This window comes from Dyella psychrodurans (genome assembly GCF_003363265.1).
GTDB lineage: Bacteria > Pseudomonadota > Gammaproteobacteria > Xanthomonadales > Rhodanobacteraceae > Dyella_B > Dyella_B psychrodurans.
Window position 1 is genome coordinate 528,070 of record NZ_QRBF01000001.1, and the last position, 13,770, is coordinate 541,839.

General features: G+C 62.3%; 4 protein-coding genes. All 4 read right to left on the minus strand.

Annotated elements, in window-relative coordinates; genetic code table 11:
- Positions 1–38: 38 nt before the first annotated feature.
- The 4 genes from DWU99_RS02565 to DWU99_RS02580 all read right to left on the minus strand — a co-directional run bounded on the left by DWU99_RS02565 (position 39) and on the right by DWU99_RS02580 (position 13,751).
- Positions 39–8,720, minus strand: a complete 8,682-nt coding sequence (locus tag DWU99_RS02565; protein ID WP_158543218.1) for a YDG domain-containing protein — start codon at positions 8,718–8,720, stop codon at positions 39–41.
- A gap of 304 nt (positions 8,721–9,024) precedes the next feature.
- Positions 9,025–10,119: an XdhC family protein gene (locus tag DWU99_RS02570; protein ID WP_115476423.1), complete on the minus strand. Its 1,095-nt coding sequence runs from the start codon at positions 10,117–10,119 to the stop codon at positions 9,025–9,027.
- Positions 10,120–10,194: 75 nt separating this feature from the next.
- Positions 10,195–11,496 (minus strand): c-type cytochrome, encoded by a 1,302-nt coding sequence (locus DWU99_RS02575; protein WP_115476424.1) that lies wholly within the window; start codon positions 11,494–11,496, stop codon positions 10,195–10,197.
- Complete coding sequence (locus tag DWU99_RS02580) at positions 11,493–13,751, minus strand: xanthine dehydrogenase family protein molybdopterin-binding subunit (protein ID WP_115476425.1); 2,259 nt, start codon at positions 13,749–13,751, stop codon at positions 11,493–11,495. The genes DWU99_RS02575 and DWU99_RS02580 overlap by 4 nt, the downstream gene beginning before the upstream one ends.
- Positions 13,752–13,770: the final 19 nt, after the last annotated feature.

The window sequence follows — 13,770 nt, forward strand, 5'->3', positions numbered from 1 at the left end:
CAGGCATCCGAAAGACTAGGAAGGGAAATGGTGAGTCGTTATGGCAGGCGCACACCGCCGCCGACCACGCGCACATCCGGCGTGTAGAGATCCGACGCACCGGACGAGCTGGCAGACCGGAGCGGCACCGCCGTGGTTTGCCCGTCTTGCGTAGCCATCGTCGACGCCAGCAGACCACCCGGCGATAGCACGGTGGCGGTTGGCGCCGACTGACCCAACTGCTGCTGCAGGTACGCCACGCCCGGGAACGACACGTCATTGTTGGGCGCTACGGTGAACCCCAACGCATTGCCTGCGGCCTGCACGAAGACGTAATTGCCATCGTTCGCGGTCAGACCGCCGCCGAAAATGGCGTATTCCCCTGCCTGGCTTTGCGCGGTGGCCGGGGTGGTAAAGGTCAGCGCGCCGGTGGTGGCTTTGGCCAATGTGTCACTCCCCTGGAAACCGGTGACCGTGCCGGTCAACGTAGGAATCGCTTGGCCGGCATATACCTGCACCGGTGTCGCCACGTAGGTCAGCGTGGCCGGTGTTACCGTGAGCGTACCGCTGTCGTAGGTGATGGCGTAGTTACTCGATGCGAGGCCGCTGGGCGTGAGCGTGTAGCTGCCCACGTTCAAGGCACCTTGCGAATTGCCGCCATAGGTGAGCGCACCTCCCAGCACTGCGGCGGTCTGCCCACCGACGAAACCGTTATAGGTAACGCCGTTGCCACCGCTGTACGTCTGCGCGTTGTAAGTCGTGCTGGCATTATTGGCCGTGACGGTGAGTCGAGCCGGGGTAATGATGCCGAGGGCGGCCGTGGCCGCGTTGTTGCCTAGCACGTAATCGCCTGCTCCATGGCCACTGATCGCCAGCCCGCTGACTTCCACGTTGATGCCACTGCCTGCATTGGCGGTGGTATAGACACCGGACGTGGGATCATTGAGGCTCACCGCATCGCTGCCGATCACGCCGGTCAACGTGTAGTTGCCCGACGCCAGCGTCGCCGCCGTGGTGCCGTCATAGACCTTGCTGATCGCACCGTTAAGGCTTGCCGTCAGCGTCGCCGGTGTGATGGTCGCCACCACATTCGCGTTGGTGGATGCCAATGCGTAATCGCTGGCCTGCGAACCATTGCCGCCGGTAACGCCGTTGATGCTCAGACCCGATACGGTGACGTCGGTGGCGCTGGCCACATGCGCGCTGTTGTAAGCCACACTTGTGTCGGACAGGCTGGCGCCGGTATCGCCGGAAATGAATCCGCTGTAGCTGTACGTCGGGGTAAAGCCGACCGGCGCACTGGCCGTGCCGTCATAGACCTTGGTCACGCCGCTGTTGGTCAGCGTCAGCGTCAGTGTCGCCGGTGTGATGGTTCCGGCCACCGATGTGATGGACGGCAGCGCGACGCTGTAATCCGTGCTGAGGCTGGCATACGTGCTGGAGAGAATATCCACTCCGAGGCTGCCGCTGGCGCCGATACTGCTGGCAGTGGCTGCATGACTGCTGTTGTAAGCCAACGTGATGCCGCTGATATTCAGCGACAGGCTATCGCCGCTGAGCGCACCGTTGACGCTGCCGCCGTTCAAACGGGCACCGTTCGCCGCGCTGGTGCCGTCGTAGACCTTGGTCAGCGCACCGCCGATGGTCGGCGCCGTGGCTGTCAGCACCAACGGCGAGATGCTGGCCACGCCCGCACCCGTGGAAGCCGTCGTGCTCGCCAAGCTGTAATCGCTGAATACGGAATTGTCGCTGCCGTTACCGGTGATCGACGCCAACGACAGGCCGCCTTGCGTGATCGTCGTCGCCGCGACGACGTGAGCCGAATTGAACACCGGCGTCGTCGCACTGCTCACCGCGGCGCTGTCGCCCGACACCAGGCCCGTGATGCTGTACGTCGGACTGAAGCCGCCTGGTGCAGCCGTGGTGCCATCGTAGATCTTGGTGACGTTGACGGTATTGGAAAGCGATACCGTCAAGGGTGCCGGCGTGATGGTCGCCGCCACGCTCGCGCTGCCGGATGCCAAAGTGTAATCGCTGACCTGCGAACCGTCGCTGCCGGTAATGCCGCTGAGGCTCAGACCCGATACCGTGACGGTGGTAGCGCTCGCCACGTGCGCGCTGTCGTAAGCCGCGCCGGTGTCAGTCAGGCTGGCGCCGGTGTCGCCGGAAATCAGTCCACTGTAACTGTACGTTGCGGTAAACCCAGGCGGTGCAGCGGTCGTACCGTCATAGGTCTTGGTCACGCCGCTGTTGGTCAGGTTCGCTGTCAGCGTGGCCGGTGTGATGGTTGCCGCCACACTCGCGTTGGAGGATGCCAAGGCGTAATCGCTGGCCAGCGAGCCGTTGCTTCCGACTATGCCGTTGATGCTCAGACCCGATACGGTGACATCGGTGGCGCTGGCCACGTGCGCGCTGTCGTAAGCCGCACCAGTGTTGGACAGGCTGATGCTCGTGTCGCCGGAGACCAAGCCCGTGTAGCTGTACGTTGCGGTAAACCCAGCCGGTGCAGCGGTCGTACCGTCATAGATCTTGGTCACGCCGCTATTGGTCAGTGTCGCCGTCAGCGTCGCGGGTGTGATGCTCGCCGCCACACTCGCATTGGTGGATGCCAGGGTGTAATCGCTGGCCTGCGAACCGTTGCTGCCGACAATGCCGCTGATGCTCAGACCCGATACCGTGACGTCGGTGGCGGCGACCACGTGTGCGCTGTTGTAAATCGCACTTGTGCCGGTGAGGCTGGCGCCGGTGTCGCCGGAGATCAGACCGCTATAACTGTACGTTGGTGCAAAGCCGAGCGGCGCGTTGATCGTGCCGTCATAGCTCTTGGTCACGCCGATGTTGGTCAACGTCGGTGTCAGTGTTTCCGGTGTGATGGTTCCAGCCACCGCGGCGATTGATGGCAACGCCACACTGTAGTCGGTGCTCTGACTGCCGTTCGTGCTGGAGAGAATATCCACCGCGAGACTGCCGCTGGCGCCGATACTGCTGGCAGTGGCTACATGGCTGCTGTTGTAAGCCAACGTGATGCCGGTGGTATCGAGCACCAGGCTATCGCCGCTGAGCGCACCGCTGACGCTGCCGCCGTTCAAACTGGCACCGGTCGCCGCGATGGTGCCGTCGTAGACCTTGGTCGTCGTGCCGCCGATGGTCGGTGCCGTGGCCGTCAATACCAGCGGCGAGATGCTTGCCACGCCCGCACCGGTGGCAACGGTGGTGCTCGTCAAGGTGTAATCACTGAGCACGGAATTATCGGTACCGTTACCGGTGATCGACGCCAGCGACAGGCCACCTTGCGAGATCGCCGTTGCCGAGGCGACGTGAGCCGAATTGAATGTCGGCGTCGCCGCACTGCTCACCGCGGCGCTGTCGCCCGACACCAGACCCGAGATGCTGTACGTCGGGCTGAATCCACCTGGTGCCGCCGTGGTGCCGTCGTAGGTCTTGGTGACGTTGGTGGTATTGGAAAGCGATACCGTCAAGGGTGCTGGCGTGATGGTCGCCGCCACATTCGCACTGCTGGACGCCAAGGTGTAATCGCTGGCTTGCGAACCGTCGCTGCCGGTAATACCGCTGATGCTCAGACCCGATACCGTGACGGTGGTGGCGCTAGCCACGTGTGCGCTGTCGTAAGCCACGCCGGTGTCAGCCAGGCTGGCGCCGGTGTCGCCGGAAATCAGTCCGCTGTAGCTGTAGGTCGGCGTAAAGCCGCCTGGCGCGTTCGTCGTGCCGTCATAGGTTTTGGTCACGCCGCTGTTGGTCAGTGTCGCCGTCAGCGTGGCCGGTGTGATGGTCGCCGCCACACTCGCGCTGCTGGATGCCAAGGTGTAGTCGCTGGTCAGCGAGCCGTTGCTGCCGACAATGCCGGTGATGTTCAGACCCGAAACCGTGACGTCGGTGGCGCTGGCCACATGCGTGCTGTTGTAAGCCACGCTAGTGTCGGTCAGGCTAGCGCCGGTATCGCCGGTAACCAGACCGATGTAGCTATACGTCGGGGTAAAGCCAGCCGGCGCGGCGATCGAACCATCATAGGTTTTGGTCACGCCGCTGTTGGTCAGCGTCGCCATCAGCGTCGCGGGTGTGATGCTCGCCGCCACACTCGCATTGCTGGATGCCAAGGTGTAATCGCTGGCCTGCGAACCGTTGCTGCCGGTAATGCCGCTGATGCTCAGACCCGATACCGTGAGGTCGGTGGCGCTCACCACGTGCGCGCTGTTGTACGTCGCACTGGTGTCGGTCAGGCTGGCGCCGGTATCGCCGGAAATGAATCCGCTGTAGGTATACGTCGGGATAAAGCCGGCTGGCGCATTGATCGTGCCGTCATAGGTCTTGGTTACGCCGCTGTTGGTCAGGGTCGGCGTCAGTGTCGCCGGCGTGATGGTCCCGGCCACCGACGTGATGGCCGGCGCCGACAGGCTGTAGTCCGTGCTCTGGCTGCCGTTCGTGCTGGAGAGGATATTCACTCCGAGACTGCCGATGGCGCCGATGCTGCTGGCAGTGGCTACGTGACTGCTGTTGTAGTCCAACGTGATGCCGGTGGTATCGAGCACCAGGCTATCGCCGCTGAGCGCACCGCTGACGCTGCCCCCACTCAAGCTGGCACCGGTTGCCGCGATGGTGCCGTCGTAGACCTTGGTCGTCGTGCCGCCGATGGTCGGTGCCGTGGCCGTCAATACCAGCGGCGAGATGCTTCCCACGCCCGCACCGGTGGCAGCGGTGGTGCTTGCCAAGGTGTAATCGCCGAGCACGGAACTATCGGTACCGTTACCGGTGATCGACGCCAACGACAGGCCGCCTTGCGTGATCGCCGTTGCCGAGGCGACGTGAGCCGAATTGAATGTCGGCGTCGCCGAACTACTCGCCGTGGCGCTATCACCCGACACCAGGCCTGCGAAGCTGTACGTCGGACTGAAGCCGCTTGGTGCCGCCGTGGTACCGTCGTAGGTCTTGGTCACGCTGGTGGTATTGGAAAGCGATACCGTCAACGGTGCTGGCGTGATGGTCGCCGCCACATTCGCATTGCTGGATGCCAGGGTGTAATCGCTGGCCAGCGAACCGTTGCTGCCGGTAATGCTGCTGATGCTCAGGCCCGATAGCGTGAGGTCGGTGGCGCTGACCACGTGCGCGCTGTTGTAAGCCGCACCGGTGTCGGACAGGCGGGCGCCGGTGTCGCCGGAGATCAAGCCACTGTAGCTGTAGGTCGGCGTAAAGCCGCCTGGCGCATTCGTCGTGCCGTCATAGGTCTTGGTCACGCCGCTGTTGGTCAGTGTCGCCGTCAGCGTTGCGGGTGTGATGGTCGCCGCCACGCTCGCGCTGTTGGGTGCCAAGGTGTAATCGCTGATCAGTGAACCGTTGCTGCCCGTAATGAGGAGGACGCGCAAACCCGATACGGTAATGCGAGAGGCACTGCCCGCGTGCACGCCGTTGTAGGCCACGCCGGTGTTGGTCAGGATGGCGCCGGTGTCGCCGGCGACCAAGCCGAGGTAGCTGTACGTCGGGGTAAAGCCGACCGGTGCATTGGTCGTGCCGTTATAGACCTTGGTCACGCCGCTGTTCGTCAGTCTCGGCGTCAGTATGGCGCGTGTGATGGTCGCCGCCACATTCGCACTCGTGGACGCCAAGGTGTAATCGCTCGCCAGCGAGCCGTTGCTGCCGGTAATGCCGCTGATGCTCAGACCCGATACCGTGACGTCGGCAGCGTTGACCACGTGCGCGCTGTTGTACGTCGCACTGGTGTCGGTCAGGCTGGCGCTGGTATCGCCGGAGACCAGCCCGCTGAAGCTGTACGTAGGGGTAAAGCCAACCGGTGCAGCGGTGGTGCCGTTATAGGTTTTGGTCACGCCGGTGTTGGTCAGCGTCGGCGTCAGGGTCGCCGGATCGATCGTCAGGGTCGCGCTCGACGTGCCGAAGCTCAGATCGTAACTGGTGGAATACGCCGATGAGACATTCTCGGTGTAGCTACCGGCGTGCTGCGCGGTCGTCAGCCCCAGCGTGATCGCCGAAAGATCCGGCGACGGAAGCGAATAACTCACTACTGCGCCGGCCTGATTGGTTCCGTTATACGTCACCGTCTGATTGCTCGCGCTGATGGTCAGCGGAGTAAGCAGGCTTTCGATCAAGGGCGTGGTGTTGCCAGCGTAGATGCGCCAGGTCAGACCCTGGCCGCCGGTCGTCGCGATGTTCCAGCCTGAGAAATTACTGGCTTGCTCCATCTGGGCCGTGGTCAGGCCCATCGTTCCAGTGGTGCTGCCGCTGCCGATACTGGTGAGCGACACGACGTTGTTCGAAGTATTCCAGTAACTGGACGTCACCGCGCCGCCCACGAAGTCCCCGATCAGGCCGCCAAGCACATCAGTCGAATCGGTACTCGATACGTGCCCCGTGGCATAAGTGTTGGTGATCGTGCCGGTGGTGGTGGTGGTCTGGTTGCTATCGACGCCCACCAATCCGCCGATAAAATTGCCATTGCTGTTGTTTTGGGGACTGAACGACACGCTACCTGTAGCGTAGGCGTTGGTGATCGAATCCCAGTTATTGCCTACGAGGCCACCGAGACTGTCATTGGCAGGGGTGGTGCCACCATATGAAGCGCTCACGGCTCCTGCGGCGTAGGAATTGCTGATCGAACCATAGTTGGTCCCAACTAGCCCCCCCACGACGTTCGTGTATGACGAACCGTGGACCGCTCCTGTGGCGAAAGCGTTGGTAATCGTGCCACCGGTTACCGTGTGGCCGCCCGACCCCGCATTGGCTGTCGTGTCGCCAAACCCGTCACACCCGTTACATCCGACCAGCCCGCCGATCCAGTTGCCTCCTCCTGACCCGCTGACCGATGCCGACGAATAGTCGTTGACGATGGAGCCGAAGTTCGCCCCCACTAGGCCACCGATCGCCGTACCTGTGCCGTTGGACGAAATGCTCCCGGACACGCCAACGTTTCGAACCACCCCCGACGACGCGCCGAACAGGCCGACGCCGGCAGCCAAAGCAGTCGGGCTGTAGTTGATGTCGAGCCCGCTGATCACATGGCCGAAGCCCTCGAACACCCCCGAGAACGCCGTGCCGGCGTTGCCGCCGCCGATCGGCGTGAAACCCGCGCCGCTGTTCCAGCTGCTCGTCGCGCTTGCATTGATGTTTGCACCCAGCGCGTAATGGCCGGACAGGTTGTTCTCGATCCCTTGCAGCGTGATCGTGCTGGTGTCGCCAGCTATGCCGAGACTCGTGACGATCGTGTATGGGGTGCCGTTGATGTTCAGCGCATTGCCCGTGCCGGTGAAATTCACCTGCCCAGCGAACCCACTGCCTCCCAGCCCCACATTGACGCTGGTGCCCGCAGCCGGTGTGGCACTCGACGAACCGTTCGTGCCGCCGTAGTTCAGCGCGAGACCCGCCGTACCGCTCGCGGTCATCGTCCTGTTGATATTGATGTTGTTCTGCGCATCCAGCGTCAGCGTGTTCGAGCTCCAGCTCACCGTGTCATCCACGTTCACGTTGCCGCTGCCGCTGGTACTGCCCGCGCTGGACTGGATAACGACATTGCCACCGCCCAGCTCGGTGCTGAGTGCGGCGCCCGTAATATCACCGCCAGAGGGCGCAATGGTGAAATCATTCGGGTCGATCAGCCACGTTCCGGACAGGCCCAGAAGCGCGGCCGTCGTGACCTTTGCAGTATTCGCAATCTTGACTTGCGCCGCGCTCGTTTCGATCTGGCCACCGTTTCCGCCGTTGGGGGCGCTGGCATCGAGTGTGCCCACCACGCTTACAGTGCCTGCATCCATGCCGCCCAGCAGGATGATGTGACCATTCCGGTTCTGTACGGTCTGCGCCTCGATGGTGCCGGTGTTGTTCACCGCACTGGCGAGCAGGCTGTCGCGCGCACCGGCAGTCATCCATACATTGCCGCCATTCGCTTCGATCAGCTGGCCGTTCTGCGCCAGTGCGTTGAGCGTGCTCTGGTCCACCCGCACGCTCACCAGCTTGTCGCCGCCGAAGTTGAGCGTCACGGCGCTGCCGCCGGCGAGCGCCACGCTGCCCAGCTGGGCATGAATCGCCCCCTGGTTGCTGACCTGATTGCCAAGCAGGGCTGCATAGCCGCCGCCGTTGACGTTGATCGTGCCCAGATTGGTCACGCTGCCCTTGCCGGTGCCGCTGAAGCTCAGCGAGCCGGTACCCAATGCGCTGTCGTTGACATCCAGCGTAGAGGCGACGAGCCCCCCCACGTTCACCTGCGCACCCTGACCAAACAGAACGCCGTTGGGATTGATCAGGAACACCTGACCGTTGGCGTTGAGGTGACCGAAGATCCGGCTGCCATTGATATCAGAGATGCGATTGACCGCAATGGCGCTGGCATCAGGCTGTACAAAGTCCACGGTGGACTGACTGCCGATATTGAAGGTCTGCCAGTTGAGCGAGAGGTCCTGGCTTTGCTGGGTGACGGTGAGTGTGTTGCCATGTTGCGCAAGCTGACCGGCGCCACGGGTGACCTGGCCGCCGGTGGGCAGTGCGTTCGCCGCCACGGCGGAAGTGGCCGTGGGCGCAGCGGTCGTCGCGTTAGCGCCGGGAGACGGTACCGCCGCCATCGCCAGAAGCGGCAGACTCAGGGGCACACCAGCCAGCCACGCGGCACGGCGCGTACCGCCTTCAGCACTGCGCCCTCCCTTAGTACGGCCACGGGCGAATTCGGACGCGACCTGAAGCACGCCCAGTTTGCGGTTCCAAACCAACCGGAAGATGCGATTCACTCGATTGTCCCCCATAAGGCGCCCGTGGCCGAGCGTCAATCTTCATGCGGTAATAACACGGCCGACTTCACGCACGATTGGCATAAGCCATGCGTTCCTTCGAATATCGATACCCCTAAAACTTTAAGCAGCTTCTATGCCAGCTTGCCCGTTCACCACTAGCGATAGTGCGGTGCCGCAACTCAATCAGCGAGTACTGACGCTGCTCGAAATGTCGAACATTTCAAAACCGGAGTCGGGCGCGCGCCATGCTGCACTATTTGTGACGTGGATCACAAGGGACGCATCGCCCTTCTTCTTCGATTCATGGGTGAATCGGGTGCTGCGATTCAGAGAGTACCCCGCCATCGCGACCGTTGCGCCTGGCCAATATCTCGGCGGCGATTGCCAACGCGATCTCCTGCGGGGTTTCCGAGCCGATGTCCAAGCCTGCGGGCGCGTGCAGGCGGCCTTCGGTTTCAGGGAATGCCTGGCGTGCCTGCGCAGCCCGCTGGCGTGATCCGATCATGCCGAGATAGCCCACCGACGTTTGCAGCAACACGCCGAGATAGGCCATGTCGCGTTCCAGGCGGTGTGTCATCACGACAACGGATGCCGAACTGTCGAGGAAGGGTTGTGCGCCGAGAGACGACGGCGAAGCAATCAACTGCCGTGCCCCGCTGGGCAGATCGGGGATGGTATGCGACGGGTTCACCACGATGGTTTCCCAGCCCAATTGAATCGAAAGTTCGGCCAGCGTACGAGCACCCATCCCGTCGCCGACAATGACCAGAACGTGCGGCAGTTGCAACGATTCGAGTAGAAGGTCGTAGGCGTTTCCGTTCAGTAGTACTTGCCGGTTTGCGGCCCTTGCGCCACGGTCCATGGACCTGACTTCGTCTTCGACAAGTGTTCGCAGAATGTCATCGTCGATGTTGGTCCATTGAAATCCTGCACTGAGCAGCAGGCGCTGCGGACGAGACGAAAGAGCAACGTCATTGACCGCGTACACCGTGGCCATGGAACCCGTCTGGCGGAGCGACCTCAGTCTTGCGACGGCTTCGAGGAATTCGATGTCCCCGCTGCTGCGCATGGGCTCGATGAGCACCTTCAGCTCACCGCCGCAACCGGTCTCCAGCATGACGTCGTAATTGGAATCGCGACCATACGCCACCAGCGCAGGCTGGCCGCTGTCCATGACTTGCTTGGCGCGAAGCACGATGTCTTGCTGAGGGCATCCGCCGGACAACTCGCAAACGAGGCGTCCATCGCGCATGACAAGCATGCTCGCGCCGGCCCGACGAAAGGTCGAGCCTAGCGTATGAGTAATCGTGACCAGCGCTGCATCGGCTACGTCATTCTTAAGATCAAGAGACAGCGCGGCCTGATAAAGGGACTCGAATTCCTGGGGAATATTCATGAATCAGCGCCTGAGAAAGTGGCGGCAAGGCGCTGCGATGTTCCGATGGGCGGTTCCATCATGCCGTTGGTCTCATCATCTCCGATTGGCCACTTCTGACGCACTGAGCGTGCCCTGCTGCCCACCGAAATGGCTGACGACATAGTTGGAAAGTGCGGCGATTTCTACGTCTGAATAAGCGTTCCCGAACGACGGCATGTAGATTCGCCGATTGCCCAACTGCCATTGGGAGCCGTGAAGAATGATCTGTACGGCATTCGTCGCGTGCGGGTCACGCACGGCACGCGTACCTGTCAGTGCTGCGTAATCGGTCTCACGACCTTGGCCGTTGTCGAGATGGCAGCCCGAGCACGCACCAACGAACAGTTGCTCGCCGAGACCCGCTTTGGCATTCGCGCTTGCCAGCCCAACTTCCGACGGAGCGTTAGGCGACGCGGCGATGCCATTGGACTGAGGTTTGACGCCCCGCAGATAGGTGACCAACGCCGAGACATCGGATGGCGTCAGATATTGAAGGCTGTTCGCCACGACTTCGCTCATCGGACCAGACGCCGTGCCGCGTCCAGCAGCATGCCCTTTGGAGAGGTAATCGGCGAGTTCCTGGTCGCTCCATTGGCCGACGCCATGCTCCTTGTCGGACGTGATGTTGTAAGCCTTCCAGCCTTGCTGTTCTTCCCCTGCAAGCGCCTCGTTCGCATTCATGGCAAATGCGGCATTTCTGGGTGTATGGCACTCCCCGCAGTGACCGAGCGCGGTAGCCAGATAAGCGCCGCGATTCCAGGCTTCGGGCTTCCCCTCTTCCGGCTGGAAACGCTGCTTGTTGAGGAACAGCGCATTCCATAGGCTGACCGTCCAGCGCTGGTTATAGGGAAACGAAAGATCGTTCGCACGCGCCGGTGAGTGCACCGTCGGCAAACTGAAGAGATACGCTTTGATCGCCAGGATGTCGTCGCGGCTTAGCGCCGTGTACGACGTATAGGGAAACGCCGGATACAGCGGCCGGCCATCTTTGTCGACGCCGGCATGCATGGCGCGCACGAAGTCGTCGTCGCTCCAGTCGCCGATGCCGGTGTCCTTGTCGGCGGTGATGTTGGGTGAATAGATGGTGCCGAATGGCAATTTGAACGCCACGCCCCCTGCAAAGGCAGCGCCACCCGGCACGGTGTGGCAAGCCACGCAATCCGCTGCGCGCGCGAGGTATTCGCCGCGCGCCACGGCTCCCTTGTCGGCAAAATCCGACGGAGTGCCGGCGCTTTGCGGCTGGGCCGCGTGCTCATCACCCGGATGACTCACGATGAGAAGCGCGTACGCGCTGAAAAGAATGGCCACCAACACGATGATGCCGACGAGTAAGCCAAGCGCGCGTCCGATCTTCATGAGAGTTCCCCCGCTTCGAGAGCGTCACCCACCGGCGAAGTCGCCGACAACACCTCCTTCAGCGCGTTCTTGTCCTGCACAAGCGCGGAGGTATCGATGGGCAACTGCCTGATGCGCACACCGGTAGCGGCAAAAATGGCATTGGTCAGCGCCGGCATGGCCATGACCGTGCCGGTTTCACCGATGCCACCGGGCTGCTCCTTGCTTGGGACGATGTGCACCTCGATCGGTGGCGTCTGGTTGAGGCGCAGGACGCGGTAGTCGTTGAAGTTGCGCTGCTCGACAGCCCCTTGCTTCAAGGTGATGCCGCTGTAGAGCGCCGCACTCCAGCCAAAAACCAGGCCACCCTGGATCTGTGCCTCGACCGTGTTCGGATTGATGACGGTGCCGCAATCGACGGCAGCAACAGCGCGTGTAAGTCTGATTTCACCCTGCGGCGACACTTCAACGTCGACGATTACGCAGAGGTAGCTGCCAAAGGGAGCCGCGAGAGCGATGCCTCGCCCCTGCCGCGCGGCCGACGTGCCCTGCCCCCAGCCGGCTTTCTGCGTGGCCAGGTCCAGCACGCCGCGAAAGCGCGGGTCGTCACTCAGCATCTCGCGACGATAAGCCACCGGGTCCTTGCCGGCCGCGTGCGCCAGTTCGTCCACGAAGCTCTCGACGACAAAAACGTTATGCGTTGGACCGACACCTCGCCACCAACCGACTTTCATGCCAACCGGAAAGTCGTGGCGCACCCACTCGGAACGCAAGTTGGGTATGGCGTACGGCAAGTCTGCCGCGCATTCCACCAAGTCCGGATCAAGACCATCCTTGCCCATGGCGACGGGCGCGAACGAGGCCAGTACCGATGCGCCGGTGGTGCGATCGATCCACGCCAACGGCTTGCCGTTATCGTCGAGCGTGGCCGATATGCGATCGTAATAGGCCGGGCGATAGCAGTCCTGCGCGATGTCTTCTTCGCGAGTCCAGACGATCTTGACGGGATAGTCCACCTGCTTGGCGAAAGCGACTGCCTGCCCCACCGATTCCTCGAACAGTCGGCGTCCGAACGCGCCGCCGATGTACTGGTTGTGCACGGTGATGCTTTCAGGAGGCAACCCGGTGACCTTCGCGGCCACATCGGCGCAGCGTGCGACAACCTGCGAACCCACCCAGATCTCGCAACTGTCAGGCCGAACGTGCACGAGCGTGTTGATGGGCTCCATCGGTGCATGCGCAAGCAAAGGAAGTTGGTACGTGGCCGAGATGACTTTGCCTTTGACATCATCCGGATGACCCACCTCCTTCGCCACGATGGGTTTGCCGTGCTCGGAAGCATTGGCTAAATCGGCGAACATCTGCTCCGTGGTGAAGCTTGCGTTGACGCCGGGATCCCAGTGGATGTCCAGCGCTTCCAGCCCTTGCTTGGCCGCCCAGAAATGTTCGGCAATCACCGCGACGGCGTTGTCGATCTTCACCACCTTCACGACGCCCGGAATACTGAGTGCGCGCGTGTCGTCGACAGAAGCAAGACGTCCTCCAAACGTGGGACAGGCGCGCACCGTGGCGATTTTCATACCCGGCACGCGGACGTCCATACCGAAGAGGAGTGAGCCATCCACCTTGCCGGGGGTATCCACGCGGCGCAGCGGCTTGCCGATCAGCTGGAAATCCTTGGGATCTTTCAGTGGCGCCTTCGCAGGCGGCGTCACCTTGGCTGCCGCTTCGGCAAGCTCGCCATAGCGCAGCGTGCGGCCGCTGGGCGCATGGGTGACGACACCTCGAGTCACGGTGCATTGCGAGGCGTCCACTTTCCAGCGCTGCGCCGCCGCGTTGACCAGCATGTCGCGGGCCGCTGCGCCTGCGTCGCGCAAAGATGTCCAGCAATACCGTACGGTGGTCGAACCGCCAGTCGCCTGTTCACCCAACAAGGGATTGATATACAGCTTGCGGTTCGGCGGTGCGTGCTCGACGGCGATTTGATCCAGACCGATATCCAACTCTTCGGCCAGCAACGTCGCCTGCGCCGTATAGACGCCCTGCCCCATCTCCACATTCGGCATCACCAGATGCACGCTGCCATCGCTGCCTATGCGCACGAAAGCATTCGGGGAAAACAGTGGATGGCTCTCATCGATCGGCTCACTGCTATTCATGCCCCAAATGCGGCTGGCGCCACCCAACCACATGAACGCCACCACCAATCCACCGCGTTTAAGCAATTCGCGACGGGATGGGCTCTCCAGATCGACATCATCGTGAGGTGAAGTCATGACGGTCTCTCAATCGATA